General features: G+C 64.1%; 16 protein-coding genes and 1 pseudogene. 7 read left to right on the plus strand and 10 right to left on the minus strand.

The genetic code is table 11. The features are described 5' to 3' along the window. Positions 1–28 precede the first annotated feature (28 nt). From IVB27_RS08355 to IVB27_RS08370, 4 genes are all read right to left on the minus strand, one after another. Complete coding sequence (locus IVB27_RS08355; RefSeq protein WP_247442833.1) at positions 29–634, minus strand: K(+)-transporting ATPase subunit C; 606 nt, start codon at positions 632–634, stop codon at positions 29–31. A 108-nt stretch (positions 635–742) separates the two neighbouring features. Then, positions 743–2,857 carry a potassium-transporting ATPase subunit KdpB gene (gene kdpB / locus IVB27_RS08360; RefSeq protein WP_247442836.1) on the minus strand — a complete coding sequence of 705 codons (2,115 nt, stop codon included), beginning with the start codon at positions 2,855–2,857 and terminating at the stop codon, positions 743–745. Between the two features lie 17 nt (positions 2,858–2,874). Beyond that, positions 2,875–4,578 (minus strand): potassium-transporting ATPase subunit KdpA, encoded by a 1,704-nt coding sequence (gene kdpA / locus IVB27_RS08365; protein ID WP_247442838.1) that lies wholly within the window; start codon positions 4,576–4,578, stop codon positions 2,875–2,877. 112 nt (positions 4,579–4,690) lie between these two features. Beyond that, the gene (locus IVB27_RS08370) at positions 4,691–4,780 is read right to left on the minus strand and encodes a K(+)-transporting ATPase subunit F (protein WP_008133410.1); all 90 of its coding nucleotides are present in this window, start codon (positions 4,778–4,780) and stop codon (positions 4,691–4,693) included. A gap of 623 nt (positions 4,781–5,403) precedes the next feature. On the opposite strand from IVB27_RS08370, the gene IVB27_RS08375 reads away from it, so the two are divergent. The 7 genes and pseudogenes from IVB27_RS08375 to IVB27_RS08400 all read left to right on the plus strand — a co-directional run bounded on the left by IVB27_RS08375 (position 5,404) and on the right by IVB27_RS08400 (position 10,603). Continuing rightward, entirely contained in the window at positions 5,404–5,871 is a 468-nt protein-coding gene (locus IVB27_RS08375) for a hypothetical protein (RefSeq protein WP_247442840.1), read from the plus strand. Between the two features lie 155 nt (positions 5,872–6,026). Beyond that, positions 6,027–6,279: pseudogene (locus IVB27_RS08380) on the plus strand (hypothetical protein). A 24-nt stretch (positions 6,280–6,303) separates the two neighbouring features. Next, positions 6,304–7,221 (plus strand): 4-hydroxy-tetrahydrodipicolinate synthase, encoded by a 918-nt coding sequence (gene dapA, locus IVB27_RS08385; RefSeq protein ID WP_247442842.1) that lies wholly within the window; start codon positions 6,304–6,306, stop codon positions 7,219–7,221. A 128-nt stretch (positions 7,222–7,349) separates the two neighbouring features. Continuing rightward, entirely contained in the window at positions 7,350–7,541 is a 192-nt protein-coding gene (locus IVB27_RS08390; RefSeq protein ID WP_247350829.1) for a hypothetical protein, read from the plus strand. A 509-nt stretch (positions 7,542–8,050) separates the two neighbouring features. After that, positions 8,051–8,179, plus strand: a complete 129-nt coding sequence (locus IVB27_RS42955) for a hypothetical protein (protein WP_256467627.1) — start codon at positions 8,051–8,053, stop codon at positions 8,177–8,179. 168 nt (positions 8,180–8,347) lie between these two features. After that, positions 8,348–8,983 carry a uracil phosphoribosyltransferase gene (gene upp, locus IVB27_RS08395; protein ID WP_247442844.1) on the plus strand — a complete coding sequence of 212 codons (636 nt, stop codon included), beginning with the start codon at positions 8,348–8,350 and terminating at the stop codon, positions 8,981–8,983. A gap of 33 nt (positions 8,984–9,016) precedes the next feature. Beyond that, complete coding sequence (locus IVB27_RS08400) at positions 9,017–10,603, plus strand: AMP-binding protein (RefSeq protein ID WP_247442846.1); 1,587 nt, start codon at positions 9,017–9,019, stop codon at positions 10,601–10,603. Positions 10,604–10,620: 17 nt separating this feature from the next. Here IVB27_RS08400 and IVB27_RS08405 read toward each other — a convergent pair whose 3' ends face one another. From IVB27_RS08405 to IVB27_RS08430, 6 genes are read right to left on the minus strand one after another with little or no spacing between them, the layout of a single operon-like run. Then, a complete protein-coding gene (locus IVB27_RS08405; protein ID WP_247442848.1) occupies positions 10,621–11,859 on the minus strand; it encodes an acetyl-CoA hydrolase/transferase family protein in 1,239 nt (412 codons plus the stop codon). 7 nt (positions 11,860–11,866) lie between these two features. Further along, positions 11,867–13,420, minus strand: coding sequence for a class I adenylate-forming enzyme family protein (locus IVB27_RS08410; protein WP_247442849.1), 1,554 nt, complete (start codon positions 13,418–13,420; stop codon positions 11,867–11,869). 32 nt (positions 13,421–13,452) lie between these two features. After that, the gene (locus IVB27_RS08415) at positions 13,453–14,619 is read right to left on the minus strand and encodes an acyl-CoA dehydrogenase family protein (protein WP_247442853.1); all 1,167 of its coding nucleotides are present in this window, start codon (positions 14,617–14,619) and stop codon (positions 13,453–13,455) included. Positions 14,620–14,648: 29 nt separating this feature from the next. Then, a complete protein-coding gene (locus IVB27_RS08420; RefSeq protein WP_247350811.1) occupies positions 14,649–15,938 on the minus strand; it encodes a TRAP transporter large permease in 1,290 nt (429 codons plus the stop codon). Between the two features lie 12 nt (positions 15,939–15,950). Next, positions 15,951–16,505 (minus strand): TRAP transporter small permease, encoded by a 555-nt coding sequence (locus tag IVB27_RS08425; RefSeq protein WP_247442854.1) that lies wholly within the window; start codon positions 16,503–16,505, stop codon positions 15,951–15,953. A 52-nt stretch (positions 16,506–16,557) separates the two neighbouring features. Continuing rightward, positions 16,558–17,586 (minus strand): TRAP transporter substrate-binding protein, encoded by a 1,029-nt coding sequence (locus IVB27_RS08430; RefSeq protein WP_247442855.1) that lies wholly within the window; start codon positions 17,584–17,586, stop codon positions 16,558–16,560. Positions 17,587–17,737 lie beyond the last annotated feature (151 nt).

Genomic DNA, 17,737 nt, shown 5'->3' on the forward strand with positions numbered 1-17,737 from the left:
ATCACCCTGATGCCACGAGCCTAGACCGCTACTTCGCGGCCACGCGATCGAGCGCGAGGTTCAACGCCAATACGTTAACGCGGGGTTCGCCAAGCAGGCCGAGCAAACGACCTTGGGTGGCGGAGGCCACCAGCTGCTTCAACGTGTCCTCCGGCATATTTCGGGCCTTGGCGACGCGCGGTACCTGGAATTGTGCCGCCTCCGGCGAGATGTCCGGGTCGAGACCGCTGGCCGAAGTGGTCACCAGGTCCACCGGTACCGCGGCGTTGGAATTCTCGCCCCTGAGCTTGTCCACGTCTTCCTTCAGCCGGTCCGCCAACGCCTTGCTGGTCGGACCGAGATTGGATCCGCCCGAATTGGCCGCGTTGTAGGGCGCCGGCACCGTCTTGGTCGAATCATTCGGGTCTGGCGCCAACGTCGCCGAGGGACGGCCGTGGAAGTACTTGCCGTCCTTGAACTCCTGCCCGATCAGGGCGGAGCCAACGACCTTGCCGTCCTTCTCGATCAGGCTGCCCTGCGCCCGTGCGGGGAAGAGCGCGCCGGCAATAGCCGTCATTGCGAGCGGATAGGCCAGGCCCGTGATGACGGTGAGCACCAGCAGGAGGACGATGGCGGGGCGCATTTCTCTGAGCATGTGTTTCTCCTATTTCTTCCGTCATTGCGAGCGAAGCGAAGCAATCCAGAGTCTTTCCGCAGAGGCAGTCTGGATTGCTTCGTCGCTTCGCTCCTCGCAATGACGGGGTTATGCCAAATGCAAGGCGGTGACGACGAGGTCGATCGCCTTGATGCCGATGAACGGAATGACGATGCCGCCGAGCCCGTAGATCAACAGGTTGCGCCGTAGCAGCGCGCCGGCACCGACCGCACGGTAGGCAACGCCCTTCAACGCCAACGGGATCAGCGCAACGATGATCAACGCGTTGAAGATGATTGCCGACAGGATGGCGCTCTGTGGACTCGACAGGTTCATGACGTTGAGCACGTTAAGCTGCGGGTAGAACGCCAAAAACATCGCCGGGATGATCGCGAAATACTTGGCGACGTCGTTGGCGATCGAGAATGTCGTCAGCGCGCCTCGTGTCATCAGCAACTGCTTGCCAATCTCGACCACCTCGATCAGCTTGGTTGGGTTGGAATCGAGGTCGACCATGTTGCCGGCCTCTCGCGCGGCCTGGGTGCCGGTGTTCATGGCGACACCGACGTCGGCCTGCGCGAGGGCCGGCGCGTCGTTGGTGCCATCGCCGCACATGGCCACCAGCTTGCCCTTGGCCTGCTCGTCGCGGATCAGCTTGAGCTTGTCCTCGGGGGTTGCCTGCGCCAGGAAATCATCGACGCCGGCTTCCGCCGCGATTGCCGCGGCCGTCATCGGATTGTCGCCGGTGATCATGACGGTGCGAATGCCCATGCGGCGCAGCTCGGCAAAGCGCTCGCGGATGCCACCCTTGACGATGTCCTTGAGCTGGATGACGCCGAGCAGCTTGCCGTCCCTGGCAACCGCCAGCGGCGTACCACCGGCCTTGGAGATCTCGTCCGCAATCGTCTGCACCTCTCGGCCGATATCGGAAAGCACCGCAGGCTGGATAGCACGGGCCGTGTTGCCTGAAGCAACCGCCAGCGGCGCGCCGCCACCGACATAGTTGAGCATGGCATCGACCGCGCCCTTGCGCACCGATGAGCCGCCGGCATCCACGCCGCTCATGCGGGTCTGCGCCGTGAACGGGATGAAGGTGGCGCCCAGCTCGGCCATGTCGCGGCCGCGGATGCCGTGTTTCTCCTTGGCCAGCACGACGATCGAACGGCCTTCCGGGGTCTCGTCGGCGAGCGATGCGAGCTGGGCCGCGTCCGCGAGCTCCTGCTCGGTCACGCCGCGCACCGGGCGGAAGGAGGTCGCCTGGCGGTTGCCGAGCGTGATGGTGCCGGTCTTGTCCAGCAACAGCGTGTCGACATCGCCGGCCGCCTCGACCGCGCGGCCGGACATCGCCAGCACGTTGAAGCGGACCAGGCGATCCATCCCGGCGATGCCGATTGCCGACAACAGCGCACCGATCGTGGTCGGGATCAGGGTCACGAACAGCGCGACCAGCACAATCACCGAGATCGAGCCGCCGGCATAGGCCGCATAGCTCGGAATGGTGACGGTGGCGAACACGAAGATGATGGTGAGGCCGGCCAGCAGGATGTTGAGCGCGATCTCGTTTGGCGTCTTCTGCCGCTCGGCACCCTCGACCAGCTTGATCATGCGGTCGATGAAGGTCGACCCCTGCGCTGCCGTGATCCGCACGCGGATCCAGTCGGACAGCACCTGCGTGCCGCCGGTCACCGCCGACCGGTCGCCGCCGGATTCGCGGATGACAGGCGCGGATTCGCCGGTGATCGCGGCCTCGTTGACGGAGGCGACGCCCTCGATCACCTCGCCATCGGAGGGAATGGTATCGCCGGCCTCGACCAGCACGATGTCATCGACCTTCAATCTCGTGCCCGGCACGAGATTGAAGGCCCGGCCGGCACCACCCAGGAGCTTGGCCTGGCTCTCGGTGCGTGTCTTGCGCAGCGATTCGGCCTGTGCCTTGCCGCGGCCTTCGGCAACCGCTTCGGCGAAATTGGCGAACAGCACCGTGAACCAGAGCCAAAGGATGATCTGGAAGGTAAAGCCCAGGCCCGCACCTCCCGTAAGGACATCGCGCAGAAAGATCGCCGTGGTGAGCGCGGCCACGACCTCGACCACGAACATCACCGGGTTCTTCACCATCAGCCGCGGATCGAGCTTGGTGAAAGAGGCGCCAATCGCGGGCACCACGATGTTCGGGTCGAGCATCGCCGACATTGACGCGCGCTTATGCAGTTTCATCGTATCCATGGAGGTCGCTCCAACAATCAGAACAGGTTACCGGCGTTCATCGCCAGATGCTCGACGATCGGGCCGAGCGCGAGGGCCGGGAAGAAGGTCAGGCCGCCAATGATCAGGATCACGCCGACGACAAGCCCGACAAACAGGCCGCCCGTGGTCGGGAATGTGCCCGCCGACGGCGCGATCGATTTCTTGGCGGCCAGTGAGCCCGCAATCGCCATCGCAGGGACGATCATGAAGAAGCGGCCGACGAACATCGCGCTTGCTAGCGTAAGGTTGTAGAATAACGTGTTGCCGGTGAGGCCCGCGAAGGCCGAGCCGTTGTTGCCGGTCGCCGAGGTGAAGGCGTAGAGCACTTCGGTGAAGCCGTGCGGTCCGGCATTCGCCATCGAGGCGACCGCCGCCGGATAGACCACGCCGACCGCGGTCCAGCCGAGATACATCAGCGGCAGCACCAGGATCGCGAGCATCGCCATCTTGACCTCACGCGCCTCGACCTTCTTGCCGACATATTCCGGCGTGCGGCCGACCATCAGGCCCGCCACGAAGATCGCGAGCACGACAAACAGCAGCATGCCGTAAAGGCCAGCGCCGACGCCGCCGACGATGATCTCGCCGAGCTGCATGTTGATCAGCGGAATCATGCCGCCGAGCGCGGTGAAGCTGTCATGCATCGCGTTGACCGCCCCGCAGGACGCCGCCGTCGTGATCACGGCGAAAAGCGAGGACGCGACGATGCCGAAGCGGACCTCCTTGCCTTCCATATTGCCGCCGGTGAGACCGAGCGCATGAAAGGCCGAGGTGCCGCTGGCTTCCGCCCAATAGGTGACGGCGACGCCGCCGACGAACAGCACGCCCATCACGGCGAGAATCGCCCAGCCCTGGCGCTGGTTGCCGACCATGCGGCCGAACACGTTGGTGAGCGCGGCGCCAAGCGCGAAGATCGAGAGCATCTGCACGAAGTTCGACAGCGCGGTCGGATTCTCGAAGGGATGCGCGGCATTGGCATTGAAGAAGCCACCGCCATTGGTGCCCAGCATCTTGATCGCGACCTGGGAGGCGACCGGGCCCACCGCGATGGTCTGCTTGGCACCTTCGAGCGTGGTCGCCTCGACATAGTCACCGAGCGTCTGCGGCATGCCCTGCGAGACGAGGAACAGCGTGTAGACGATGCAGATCGGCAGCAGCACGTAGAGTGCCGTGCGGGTAACGTCGACCCAGAAATTGCCGACAGTGCGCGCCGAGGCGCGCGAGAAGCCGCGGATCAAAGCCACCGCCAGCGCGATGCCGGTTGCCGCCGACAGGAAGTTCTGGTGCGTCAGGCCGAGCATCTGCACGAGATAGGACAGCGTGCTTTCGCCGCCGTAATTCTGCCAGTTGGTGTTGGTGATGAACGAGATTGCGGTGTTGAAGGACAGATCCTCGGCCACCGCCCCCTGACCAGCCGGATTGAACGGCAGCACGGCCTGAAGCCGCATCACGCCGTAGATGATGAGGAATCCGCCGACGTGGAACAGCAATATGGCGACCGTGTAAGTCAGCCAATGCTGCTCGCGCTTCTCGTCCACGCCGGAGAACCAGTAGATGCCGGCCTCGATGGGGCGCAGCACCGGCGACAGGAACGTCCGCTCGCCATTGAACACGCGCGTCATGTACCAGCCGAGCGGCTTTGCGAGCGCGACGATAATGACGCAGAAGAGAATGATCTGGAGCCAACCGATCATAGTCATGGAAATCAACCCTTCAGGCTTGGTGCCCGGCGCATAAGCGGCAGGAGCACCGAGAGCAGGCAGGCGACGAGCACGGCGTCCGCCAGCAGCAATTCGAGGAGAAGCAGTACGGTCAGAACCGTTCAGGCCGAAGCAGCGCGTAAGTGAGGTAGATCAGGAGGCCAAACGAGACGGTGCCGGCGAGCGCATAATCGAAAATCATGGTCCGCTCCCTCACAGCTGTTCGCAGGCGTAGGTGTAACCGATCGCGAGGGCGAAGAAGGCGAAGCCCAGCCCCAGCATCAGAATGTCCATCATGGCGATACTCCTTATTGCTAGACGATATCCGGCGTAATCAATCTCTGGATGCCGGCAGGCTGCTTGCTCCGCGCGAATGCAACGGGTGTCTGCGCCCGGCCGGGACTTTCACCGTGCTGAAGTGCCACCGCGTACATAGATTTTCGAGATGAAGCCTATGGCGAAGTTATAGGAATCTCATAAAGGCCGGCACGTCTTCGCCAGCGGCCATGCGACACTGACAACGCATTCCAGGCGGTCTTTCCGGGCAGGTGGCGCAGCGACGCGATCCACCGTCACCATCGCTACCGATCCTTAAGGCAGACTGTGGGGAAGGTCTTTTCAAAATGCCGGTTTCTATAAGCCTTCACCTTCGGTGGAGATGACAGTCGAGAATGAGCGCTGTCTTTTGCCTCTTACCCGGAGGCATACGCACACTTATGAAATGCTTATATCTCTCGCCCGCTCCTCATCTCGTTTTCAAACGTGCTTCCAGCCATCTTGGGCATGCCGGCCGACTGACCGACACCAATTCCAGGAGGCCTGAACATGACCGCCGCACTCCGACATTACGATCCACCTTCGTTCAGCGAACGCCTGCGCGATGCGCGCGCAATGACGCGACCGTTGATGCTCGAGATCATCGACCACGCCTGTCGGCACTTCCCCTCGCTTGGACAAAACGGCCGCACCGCGCGCGTCATGCGACTGCTCGACGCAGAAGCCTGGGCCGATGCCGCACTGGCACTGATGGAGCTCGAGCTGCCGACGTGGCAGGTCCGCCGCATCGCCTACGACGAGGGCGAGTGGCACTGCGCGCTCTCGCGCGAGCGCGAGCTGCCGGACTGGCTGGATGCCGCGGTCGAAGCGCGCCACGCGGATCTTTCGTTGGCCCTGCTGTCGGCCTTCATCGAGGCCCAGGCATTGGCCGCGGAGATGTCACGGCCCAGCGTTCCTTCTGTTCGTGCGCCGCTGGATTCGCTTTACGAACCTGTCGTCTGTGACAATTTCGGCTAGAGCGGCCTGACGGGTTCGGCGGGCTCACGCCTTTCCGACCTTCCTATGAGATCGTCGCGTGGCCTCCCTCGAAATCATATTCGCAAGGAAAGATATTGAGTCTGCAGGCGCGGTCGATGCTGCCGCCACCTGTAGCGATCAGAAGGAATATCGAAGTGAAACTCATCGAACCTCCCTCGTGCAGCGCCTTCCACCATCGTCTTCATTGGCAGGAACAGTCGCGGCCATTGGATCGCGCAGGAGCAGAACGGCCTCTATGGCGGCCTGTTCGTCAGCCGCGCGCAGGCCATCAAATATGCGCTATTCGAAAACGGACAGCATCCCGAGACCATCGTCGAGCTGCCACGCGAGATCGAACTCGACATGGGCAAGAGCGGCAACAGCAGTATCTCGCGGCACGCCGCCTGAGCCGGCGCCTTCGAGCGAAAAGCCATGTTCATCCCTCCCTCAGCTTGGTTCACCGGCATCATTCCGGACGTACCGACCCCGTTCGACGCGGCTGACGCCATCGATCTCGAGGCGTTCGCCGCGCTCTGCGAGCGCCAGGTTGCGGCTGGCGTCCCCGCTCTGGTGATCTGCGAGACGGTCGGCGAGGCGCCAACGCTCTCGCCCGCCGAGCAGGAGCTCGTCATTCGCACTGCTGTCGACGTCGTCCGCGGTCGCGCGCGAATTATCGCCGGCGCGATGTCGAATGCGACCGGCCACGCCATCGAACTCGCGCGGCGCGCGGAGGCTGCGGGTGCCGATGCCATCATGTCGGCCGTGCCCGCCTATAACAAGCCGATGCAGGAGGGGATGCTCGCGCATTTTCGCGCCATTGCCGGTTCGACCGGTTTGCCGATGATCCTGCACGATGTTCCCTCGCGCACGCTGCGTCCGCTGGCGGACGAGACCATCGTGCGTCTCGCGGAATCCCGGCAATTCGCCGGCTTACGCGACGGCAGCGGCGATATCAGTCGCCCGATGCGCTTGGGTCGGCTCCTGCCGGCCAGCTTTCGCCTGCTGTCCGGCGACGATACCACCGTCTTCAGCTTCATCGCGAGCGGCGGCGATGGCGCGATCTCGGAGATTGCCAATGTCGCCCCGGATCTCTGCCGGACGATCTTCTCACAGGCGAGGCAGGGCCGCCTGCAATCGGCGCGCTACCTGCACAAGCGCCTCATCCCGCTTATCGCCTGTCTCTCTCGGGAGAGCCCGGCGGCGCTGAAATGCGCCTTGAGCATCCTCGATCTGATGCGGCCGGATACTAGGCTGCCGATCATGCCGCTGAACGACGTTGCGCGAGCGGAGGTCGCCCGAGCAATCGCCGCGATCGCCGACGAGGAGCTGAACGATAGCGTCGGAGCGTAGGCACGGCACTTATGACGTTCCTATATCGCTGCACGGACAGTCGTCTCGCATTCCTATGCTTCGACATCCATCATACGAGCCAGGGTCGGAGCGGCCGTATCGCCGCACCACGCATAAGGACTTCCAACATGTCGATGCTGACACATGGCTTTGACCGGCACTTTGGGAAGGTCGAACGCCCGGTACGGATCTCGATGGCACGCAAGGCCCAGCTCAAGCGCCTGGCATTACGCGCGCTGGGCGTGCTCTCGATGGGCAGCGTGCTCACCGCGCTCATCGCGTTGAAGACAGCGATCCATGTCTGGCACCTGCACGCCTGACCAGAATGGCAGACCATCATGACCTTGCAGATGTGTGAGGAGGCCGCGATGGCGGCAATCGCGCTTCAAGCTGCCCCTCGCGCGCCCGAGGCCCGGCAGACGCCAGTGTTGCTCAAGTCGCTCGATCCCGATGTCGTCAGCGCCTCCATTCCCGCGTTCTTCATCGGGCGCAACGCGGCCGGCCTCTGGGTTGTCCGGGAAGCGAACGGGCGCATCGGCGGCCTGTTCCTGTTAAAGAGTTCGGCGGTCGATTTCGCCAACCGGCAGAGCAAACCGGCAAGGTGCGCGCTGGTGTTTCCCACCGGGATTTTTGAGCTCGACATCGAGAACCGCGGCAATCCGCTGATCGTGCTGGCCGCACGATTGCTGGAGGGGCCAAGCGGCTCGCGGCGCTCGTCGCCGCAAGGCGACAGACATGATCGAGCTCAAGATCATCATGCTGATCGCCCTGATAGGACTGCTGCTCCTCGGCATGCGTCTCACCGCAGCCCCGACTTCGGACGGCTAGCATGCAGCTCCTCAAGGGAAATCTCGAGCAGGTGGTCGCCACGACGATCCTGACCATGACGCTGAGCCTGGTCTGGGGCGCGATCCTGACGATCGTGATCACGCTCGTGGCGCGGGGGCTTGGGATCTAGCCTCTCGTCGCCACGCGTACGGCAATCGAGCGGGAATTGACTATGGTTGCCTGCGAGGCAAGCAACCGGGCGCGAACGGCGGTGGCGATCCTTGCTTGAGGCTGCGTATCCCGCCAAAAACGCTCGTCCGATCTGGCGCAATTTCACGGAACCGTGTAGAGCGATTTCATGAGCATCAGCAACGTCAATGTCGTCGCCCATCCCCTGGTCCAGCACAAGCTCTCCCTGATGCGGGAGAAGGACCGCTCGACCAAGAGCTTTCGCGAGATCCTGAACGAGATTGGGATGCTGCTCGGCTACGAGGTGACGCGCGACCTGCCGCTGGAGCTGGTCGCGATCGAGACGCCGATCGCGCCGATGCAGGCGCCCAAGATCGCCGGCAAGAAGCTCACGCTGGCTCCGATCCTGCGCGCGGGCGTCGGCTTCCTCGACGGCATGCTGGCGCTGATGCCCTCGGCGCGCATCGCCCATATCGGGCTCTACCGCGACCCCGAGACGTTGCAGGCCGTGGAATATTACTTCAAGGCGCCGCAGGATCTGTCGGACCGCACCGTGATCCTGATGGATCCGATGCTGGCGACCGGCAACTCGGCCTGCGCCGGCGCCTCCCTGCTCAAGGCGCGTGGCGCCCGCGACATCCGCTTCGTCTGCCTTCTGGCCGCGCCCGAAGGCATCGCGCAGTTCCAGAGCGAGCATCCCGACGTGCCGGTCTGGACCGCCGCGATCGACGAGCGGCTCAACGACCACGGCTACATTGTGCCGGGCCTGGGCGACGCCGGCGACCGGATGTTCGGCACCAAGTAGACAGCTTTGCGCGATCGGGTTAGTCCGGTTGCCATGAACGCCAATGATTTTTCGCTGCAATCCCTGATCGGAACCGAGGCCGCCGCCGATCCGGCCTTCGTGTTCGACGGCACGCCGCTCCTGCGCGCGGAGTTCTCAGAAAAGATCGAGCAGACCGCCGCCTGGCTTGCCGCGCACGGTATCGGCAAGGGCGACGTCGTCGCGGTCTGGCTGGTCAACCGGATCGAATGGATCGCGCTGCTGTTCGCCGTCGCCCGCCTCGGTGCCATCATCGCCGCCGTCAATACGCGCTACCGCAGCGCCGAGGTCGCCCATCTCCTGAAGCTGTCCGGCGCCAGGCTGATGGTAGTCGAAGCCGAATTCCGCGCGATCGACTTTGCCGCCATCCTCGCCGACGTCGCCAGGGACGAAGTGCCTGCGCTACGAGAGATCGCGGTGGTCGGCGCGGATGCGATTCCCGCACACTGGCCGTGCGTGCGCTTCGATGCCTTCGACAGATCCTATCCGTCTGCCCCGCCGGCTCAGGATGATTTCGATCTGCCGGTTCTGCTCTACACGACGTCAGGCACGACCAAAGGACCAAAACTCGTCGCGCATTCGCAGCGGACGCTGGCGAGCCACGCCGTCTCCATTGCCACGGCGCTAAAGCTCTCGCCGCAGCGCCATTCGTTGCTGGCCATGCTGCCGCTCTGCGGCACCTTTGGCATGACAAGCCTGCTCGGCATCGTCGCAGCGGGCGCGACCGTCCATGTGCTCGACGCCTTCGAGGCGGCGCCGGCGCTGAGGATTCTCGGCGAATGCGGTATCACGCACGCATTCGGCTCGGACGAGATGTTCCGCCGCATCCTCGCCCTCACCGATGCACCGCGTCCGTTTCCGCATCTCGAGGTCTGCGGCTTCGCCGCGTTCCAGCCCGGCTGGCGCGAGCTCGCCGCGGACGCCGAGGCCCGCGGCATGCCCCTGTTCGGCCTCTACGGCTCGAGCGAGCTGCAGGCGCTGTTCTCAATCGCACACTCCAGTGATGGCTTTGCTGATCGCATCGAGGGCGGCGGCTGGCCGATATCACCCGACACGAGGGTGCGCGTGCGCGACACCGAGACCGGCGAGCCCGCGGCTCAAGGTGTCTCCGGCGAGATCGAGATCAGCGCGCCGTCGCGCTTCCTCGGTTACTACAACAATCCCGAGGCGACACGCGACGCCATCACCGCGGACGGCTTCTTCCGCACCGGCGATATCGGCCGGCTGCGCGCCGACGGCTCCTTCGTCTACGAAACCCGCGCGGGCGACGCCATGCGGCTCGGCGGCTTCCTTGTCGCGCCCGGCGAGATCGAGGACGAGCTCAAATCGTGCCCCGGCGTTGCCGACGCCCAGGTCGTCGCGGTCGATCTGAAGGGACAGGCGCGCTGCGTTGCCTTCGTGATCCCAGCCCAAGAACCCCACCACGAGCCGCCGCGGCAGGAAGCGTTGATCACGCGCCTGCGCGAGCGGCTCGCCGGCTACAAGGTCCCGGCGCGGATCTATATCGTGGAGGCCTTCCCCGTCACCGACAGCGCGAACGGCATCAAGATCCAGCGCGCCCGGCTTCGGGCCATGGCGATGGATCGGATCGCTGCCGAATAGCGTCTACGGGCTTCGCTTCATCGACGAAGCTGCGCCGATAGCGCGTCGCGGTGCCCGGGCGCCGCGATCGCGATCATGCGGCGCGCACGCTCGGCAAGGCCGCAGCCGCGCAGCTCGGCAACGCCCCATTCGGTGATGATGGCATCGACATCGGCGCGGGGGGTCGTCACTGTCTCGACATGGGCGACGATCCGGCTCGTGCCATCCGAAGCCGTCGCCGGCAGCGCGATGATCGCCCTTCCCCGAGGTGAGGCATTGGCGCCGCGCACGAAATCGAGCTGCCCGCCGATCGCACCGATCGCAACGCCATTCAGCGTCTCGGAATTGACGCTGCCATCGAGCCCGACCTGGAGCGCCGAGTTGATCGCGACCAGCCGGTTGATGCGGGCCAGCACGTCCTGGCCGTGTGTGTATGACGTCGGCCGCACCGAAACAGCGTTGTTCTCGTGCACGAAGCGATAGAGCCGCTGCGTCCCGATCACCTGGTTGGTAACCGTGATCCCGGCATCGATACCCTTCTCCGCATTCGTCACCGCACCGCGTTCGATCAGATCGACGACGGCGTCGTTGATCAGGCCGGAATGGATTCCGAGATTGCGTACATGCGAGAGCGAGGAGAGAATTGCGTCCGGAATTCGACCGACGCCGAACTGCAGCGTGCTGCCATCGTCGATCAGCCCCGCCGCATGCGCCGCAATGCGCCGCGAAACATCGTCCAGCGGCGGCGACGCCAGCTCGACTGGCGCACAGCGGGCCGGGACGCGCACATGGATCGTCACGTCCTCAGGCCACTCCGCTCCGAACGTAAAAGGCGCATCCGGGTTGATCTCGGCGATGACCAGGCGCGCACCGCGCGCGGCATCGATGACATAGTCGTTGGAGAGACTGGCGCTGAGCCGCCCCTTGGACTCCGCAAGCTGCACCAGAACGACATCGGCCTTGTGGCGGCGCGCGGCGAAGTCGGCGCAGAACGCGCTGTAGTTGCTCGGAATCAGATCGAGCCGTCCGGCCTTAGCGAGCCGCCGGGCATTGCCGATCACGCCATAGCTCAGGAACGACACGTTGGGCGCGGGGCCTGCGGGAAACGTCTCCGAGAACACCGGTCCGACCATCATGCGAAACGGTGGAAGATGTTCCGCCTGTGCCATCAGCACTTCTGTCAGCGTGACCGGCTCCGCAGTCGCCTGCCCGCACACGACGAGATCACCCTCACGGACCAGGCCGGAAAAGTCGATCGGCGACGCGGGCTCGAGCATCGCCACCTCAATCCATCGGTTTGAGGCGCGCGGAGGACTCGCCGAGCAGCGTGCGCAATTCCGTCTTCACGATCTTGCCGTAGCTGTTCTTCGGTAGCTCGCCGGTGAGATAATAGTGCTTCGGCCGCTTGAAGCGCGCGATCCAGGCATTGCACATCTGGTCGAGCTCGTCCCGCGTGACCGCCCTATCCGCGACGGGAACGACGACGGCCACCACCTCCTCGCCCCATTCCGGATGGGGACGGCCGATCACAGAGACTTCGGCGACGGCCTCATGCCGCAACAGGACCTCCTCGACCTCGCGCGGATAGATGTTGGTGCCGCCGGAGATGATGACGTCCTTGGAGCGGTCCTTCAGCGTGAGGAAGCCGTCGGTGTCGAAGGCCCCCATGTCGCCGGTATAGAGCCAACCGTCGCGCAGTGTGTTCGCGGTCGCCTCGGAATTTTGCCAGTAGCCCGACATGACAGTATCGCCGCGCACGATGATCTCGCCGACCTCGCCCGGTGCAACGTCGCCGCCCGCCTCATTCACGGTGCGCACCTGTACGACGCCCTGCGCGATGCCAGCCGACGCCAGGCGCTCGGCATGACGCGGATGCCCAGCATCGACATGCATCGACTTCGGCAGGTACGTGATGGTCATCGGCGTTTCGCCCTGACCGTAGATCTGCGCAAGCTTTGGTCCGAACACGTTGAGCGCGGCCTTGCAATCGGCGACATACATCGGGCCGCCGCCATAGATGATCGTCTTCAGCCCCCGCGCGGTCGCGCCAGCTGCTTCCGCCGCGACGGTCAGGCGCCGCACCATGGTCGGCGCGGCAAAGAAGGAGATGCCGTCGCGCTTTGCCGTCAGCTCAAGGATCTCGTCCGGCTCGAAGCGACCGCTCTCGGGAATGATCTGCGCCCCCATGCCGAGCACGTGCGGCACCATGTAGAGGCCTGAACCGTGCGACATCGGCGCGGCGTGCAGCAGTGCTTCGCCCGGCACGACCGGATTGATCTCGGCGCGATAGTTCAGCGCCATCGCAAGCAGATTGCGGTGGCTCAACACCGCGCCCTTCGGACGCCCGGTGGTGCCGCTGGTGTAGAAGATCCAGGCGGGATCTGTGCTCACGACATCGGCGATGGCAATGCCGTCAGTCTTTTCGAGACCACGATGCTCGGCCGAGCCGATCTCGACGATGCGCGGCTTGGCCGCAACAAGCGCCGACGCTTCGGAGGCAACGCTCGCCATGTCCTCGGTCACGAAGACGACCGCCGCACCCGAGTTGTCGAGAATGAACGCGACCTCGCGCGGATGCAGCTTTGCGTTGATGGGAACGGCAACCAGCCCGGCATGCCAGCAGGCATAGAGACAGGCGACGTAATCGGGCACGTTCTTCATCAGCAGCGCAACGCGATCGCCCTTGGCCAAACCAAAGCGCTGCTGCAGCGATGCCGCCAGCGACGCCACCGTCGCGGCGAGCCGGCCGTAATCGGCAACCGGCGTCAACCCTTTGAGCAGCGCCGGCGCGGACGCATCGGCTTTGGCGGCACGCAGGAGATGGTGAGCGAGGTTCATTGGCGGCCCTGCCGAAAAGTCCGCGGGAAAGCCTAGTATGACTTGGCCAGTCCAAGCACCTTTTCCGCGATAAAACTGAGCGCGAGCTGCGGGCTGACCGGCGCGATGCGCGGGATCAGAACTTCGCGCAAGTACCGCTCGACGTGGAACTCCTTGGCATAGCCGAAGCCGCCATGGGTCATCACCGCCTGCTCGCAGGCATGGTATCCGGCCTCACCCGCAATGTATTTCGCGGCATTGGCGGCGCCGCCGCAGGGCATGCCCTTGTCGTATTGCCACGCCGCCGACATCACCATCAGCCACGCCGCCTCGAGCTCGACCCAGTTTATGGCCAGCGGATGCTGGATGCCCTGGTTCTTGCCGATAGGCCGGTTGAACACAACGCGGGTCTTGGCGTATTCGGTGGCGCGCGACAGCGCGACCTTGCCGAGGCCGACCGCTTCCGCCGCGATCAGGATGCGCTCGGGGTTCATGCCTTCGAGGATGTACTGGAAGCCTTTGCCTTCTTCGCCAATGCGATCCTCCATCGGAATCTCGAAATCCTCGAAGAACAGCTCGTTGGAATCGACGATCTTGCGGCCCATCTTCTCGATCTCGTGGACCTTGATCTTGTTGCGATCGAAGTCCGTATAGAACAGGCTGAGGCCATGCGTCGGCGAGCGCACTTCCTCCAGCGGAGTGGTGCGCGCCAGCAGCAGGATCTTGTGCGCGACCTGCGCGGTCGAGATCCACACCTTCTGGCCATTGACGATGTAACGGTCGTTCTTGGCGACGGCGCGGGTCTTGAGCTGCGTGGTGTTGAGGCCGGTGTTGGGCTCGGTGACGGCGAAGCACGCCTTCTCGCGGCCTTCGACCATCGGCGGCAGCATGCGCTTGCGCTGCTCCTCGGTGCCGAACACGACCACGGGATTGAGGCCGAAGACGTTGATGTGCACCGCAGATGCGCCGGACATCCCTGCGCCGGATTCCGCGATCGCGCGCATCATGATCGCGGCTTCGGTGATGCCGAGCCCGGAGCCGCCATAGGCTTCCGGCACGCAGATGCCGAGCCAGCCGGCGTCGGCCAGCGCCTTGTGGAAGTCGTGCGGAAAGCCGCCGTCATGGTCTTTCTTCAGCCAGTACGCATCGGGAAAGCCTTCGCAGATCTTTGCGATGGCGCCGCGGATGGCCTCTTGCTGATCGGTGAGCGCGAAATCCATGTTGGTCTCCTTGTGGAGGCTCGTTAGTTCTAGCGCCCCATCTGCGAGGGCAGCCAGAGGATGATAGACGGAAACGCCACCAGGATCGCAATGACAATCAGGTGCGCAATGAAATGCGGGAAGGTACCGTGGAACACCTCCGCGACCGGCCGCTTGGCATAGCGGGCGACGATGAAACAGTTGAGCCCGACCGGGGGCGTGATCATGCCGACCTCGGCGGTGACGATCTTGATGACGCCGAACCAGATCGGATCGAAGCCGAGCGTCTTGATCAGCGGCAGCACGATCGGCACGGTCAGCACCAGGATCGCGATCTGGTCCATGAAGGATCCGAGCACGATGTAGCCGCACAGGATCAGCGTGATGATGACCCAGCGCGAGGCCGGCAGCGAGCCGACCCAGGCGACGAGGTCCTGGGTCACGTGGGTGAGAGTGAAAAAGTAGCCGAAGATCGACGCACCGACCAGGATCATGATGATCATGCAGGTGCCATGGCAGGCACGCAGCAGCGTCGCGTAAAGCGACGACGGTGTGATCTTGCCCTTGACGATCGCGAGCAGGAAGGCGCCGAACGCACCGAACGCGGAGGCCTCCGTCGGCGTGGCGACGCCGAGATAGATCGTGCCTGTGACAATCGAGAACAGCACCACCATTGGCGAGACCTGCCACAGCAGCGCGAATTTTTCGCGCCACGGCACCGACTTGGCGGGCGGCGCCCGCGATGGATCCTGCCAGACCAGGAAGTAGATCGTGGCCATGATGGTGATGGTGACGAGGATCGCGGGGATGATGCCGCTGACGAGCAGCTTGCCGATATTTACCTCGGCAAGGAGACCGAAGATGACGAGTGCGACGCTGGTCGGCAGCAGCATCGACAGCGTGCCTGATATCGCGACCACGCCTGCGGCCATCTTCGGCTCATAGCCCTGGCGGATCATCGCCGGCAGGCTGGTCGAGGACAAGGTTGCGGCCGAGGCCGTCGATGTGCCGCAGATCGCGCCAAAACCGGCGCCGGCCAGCGCGGTGGCCATGCCGAGCCCGCCGGGGATGCGGCCGACCCAGGCCGAGGCCGTTTTGAATAAATCGTCCGCGACACCCGACAGCAGCACGAGGTCCGCCATCAGCAGGAACATCGGGATGGTGATCAGCTCGTAGGAGGAGACGGTCGAGAGCGGCGCGGTTTGCAAGATGCCGAACAGTGTGCTCCAGCCGCCGACCATCACGAGGCCGACCGAACCGGAAAAGGCCATCGCGAAGCCGACGGGCGTGCCGAGTGCGAGCAGGCCGAACAGCAGGGCGAGAACGATGAAGGGTGTCATGAATGCCTGCCGTTACTCAAAGGATCGTGCTTCGCCAACGCCGGTCACCGGCGGCAGCGGATAGAGGTCACGGCCGTTGACGAGGCTCAGCAGATTGCCGACGAGCTGGAGCAGCAATCGCAGCACCAGCACGCCGCAGCCGAGCGGCACCAGCGCCGCCGAGATCCAGGTCGGCCAGGCAATCGCGCCAGCCAGCACGTCATGCTGCTCGTAATTTTCCATCGCACGCTCGAGACCGACCTTGCAGATCAGGACGAAGACGAACAGGCCCACAAGCGCGGTGATGATCTCCGAGAGCCGCCGTCCCGCCGGCGAGAAGCGCGACAGCAGGATATCGACGCCGACATGGGCGTGCTCGCGCAGAGCGTCCGAGACCGTGAAGAAGAACACGCCGGCGAGCAGATAAAGCCCGATCAGATCGTAGGTGAAGGAGAACGGACGGTTCAGCGCGTAGCGCATGAACACGTCGGTTACGACAAGCAGCATGATCACGAATAGGAACACCACCGCGATCACCGTCAGCGCGCGTTCCAGCACGCCGAGCACATATCCCGCCCGCTTGATCACCTCTCGCGTCTCCTTCTTCCCTGTCGGATGACTTCGCGCCTTACTTCGCGCCTTATTTGGCGCCGCCGGCGGCGAGCAGGCCTTCGAACTCCTTCAGCGCGGCGGACGCCTGCTTGCCACGGCTGTCGAGCCCAGCCGCCCATTCCTGGCCGACGCCCTTCAGCTTGTCCTTCATCTCGGTGCGCGTCGCCTCCGGCAGCGGCTCGAAAGTGACGCCCTGGCCCTGAAGGTGCTTCTTGGTCGTCTCCGTTTCCTTGTCGACGTGGGCGCAGGCCACAGGCTCGATCGCCTCCGACGCGTCGTTCATCGCCTTCTTCACGTCGTCCGGAAGCTTGTCCCAAACCGACTGATTGATCGAATAGGCGACGATGAAGCTGCCGAAGCTGACGCCTTCCGTTGCGTGCTTGACCAGCTTGTCGAGCCCATAGGCAACGACGCTCTCCATCGGGAACAGCAGGCCGTCCATTGTGCCGCGCGACAGCGATTCATAGGCATCGGGTGCAGCCATGCGCACCGGCACCGCGCCGAGCGCGCGCAAGGTCAGGTCTTGCGCACCGCCGGTGGTACGCAGCTTCAGGCCACCCATGTCCTTGGTCGTCTCGACCTTTTGCTTGGCGGTCCACACCTGGTAGGGCGGCAGCACCACCTCGAACAGCAGCTTGATCTTGTTGGGCGCATATTCCTGCTTGGCCAACACGCCTTCGCGCGCGGTCTTCCAGTAGGCGAGCGTACCCTGGCAGGCGGTTTCGAACGCGCCTGGCAATTGCGCAACTTCCGATAGCGGCATCTTGTCGGAGACATAAGACGGCCCGATGTAGCCGATGTCGACCACGCCCGACTGGGTGAGCCGCAGCATGTCCGCGGCCTTGCCGATCTGCTGGTTCGGATAATAGGTGAAGGTCACCGCGCCATTGGTGCGCTTGGTGACGTCGTCCATCCACGGCTTGAGCATCAGGCGGACGAGATAGTGCCCCGCGGGGAAGGAGTCGGCGACCTTCAGCTCCAGCGCCTGCGCCTGTCGCGTCGAGACCGGCAGCGAGAGCGCGAGCGCTGCGGCAGCCCAGGGCAAAATCTTCTTCATCTCGTTCTCCTTGACGCATCCCCATGCCGGCGGCGGCAGCATCTCGCTGCCGACCACTTGGCCCCGCTCCAGTTCTTGCTTGAGATAAAAATACATATAGGTGAATTTATATGTCAAGCATATGAATAGTGCATGGGGCTATGCGCCGAGC

The organism is Bradyrhizobium sp. 197 (genome assembly GCF_023073375.1).
Classification (GTDB): domain Bacteria; phylum Pseudomonadota; class Alphaproteobacteria; order Rhizobiales; family Xanthobacteraceae; genus Bradyrhizobium.

What these genes read in the sequence shown, in the direction of transcription:
- upp (WP_247442844.1), top strand. Translation starts at nt 8,348, where the DNA reads ATGAGCATCAGCAACGTCAATGTCGTCGCCCATCCCCTGGTCCAGCAC.
- IVB27_RS08430 (WP_247442855.1), bottom strand. Translation starts at nt 17,586, where the DNA reads ATGAAGAAGATTTTGCCCTGGGCTGCCGCAGCGCTCGCGCTCTCGCTG.
- IVB27_RS08405 (WP_247442848.1), bottom strand. Translation starts at nt 11,859, where the DNA reads ATGCTCGAGCCCGCGTCGCCGATCGACTTTTCCGGCCTGGTCCGTGAG.
- IVB27_RS08410 (WP_247442849.1), bottom strand. Translation starts at nt 13,420, where the DNA reads ATGAACCTCGCTCACCATCTCCTGCGTGCCGCCAAAGCCGATGCGTCC.
- IVB27_RS08400 (WP_247442846.1), top strand. Translation starts at nt 9,017, where the DNA reads ATGAACGCCAATGATTTTTCGCTGCAATCCCTGATCGGAACCGAGGCC.
- IVB27_RS08420 (WP_247350811.1), bottom strand. Translation starts at nt 15,938, where the DNA reads ATGACACCCTTCATCGTTCTCGCCCTGCTGTTCGGCCTGCTCGCACTC.
- IVB27_RS08415 (WP_247442853.1), bottom strand. Translation starts at nt 14,619, where the DNA reads ATGGATTTCGCGCTCACCGATCAGCAAGAGGCCATCCGCGGCGCCATC.
- IVB27_RS08375 (WP_247442840.1), top strand. Translation starts at nt 5,404, where the DNA reads ATGACCGCCGCACTCCGACATTACGATCCACCTTCGTTCAGCGAACGC.
- IVB27_RS42955 (WP_256467627.1), top strand. Translation starts at nt 8,051, where the DNA reads ATGCAGCTCCTCAAGGGAAATCTCGAGCAGGTGGTCGCCACGACGATC.
- kdpA (WP_247442838.1), bottom strand. Translation starts at nt 4,578, where the DNA reads ATGACTATGATCGGTTGGCTCCAGATCATTCTCTTCTGCGTCATTATC.
- IVB27_RS08355 (WP_247442833.1), bottom strand. Translation starts at nt 634, where the DNA reads ATGCTCAGAGAAATGCGCCCCGCCATCGTCCTCCTGCTGGTGCTCACC.
- kdpB (WP_247442836.1), bottom strand. Translation starts at nt 2,857, where the DNA reads ATGGATACGATGAAACTGCATAAGCGCGCGTCAATGTCGGCGATGCTC.
- IVB27_RS08370 (WP_008133410.1), bottom strand. Translation starts at nt 4,780, where the DNA reads ATGATTTTCGATTATGCGCTCGCCGGCACCGTCTCGTTTGGCCTCCTG.
- IVB27_RS08390 (WP_247350829.1), top strand. Translation starts at nt 7,350, where the DNA reads ATGTCGATGCTGACACATGGCTTTGACCGGCACTTTGGGAAGGTCGAA.
- dapA (WP_247442842.1), top strand. Translation starts at nt 6,304, where the DNA reads ATGTTCATCCCTCCCTCAGCTTGGTTCACCGGCATCATTCCGGACGTA.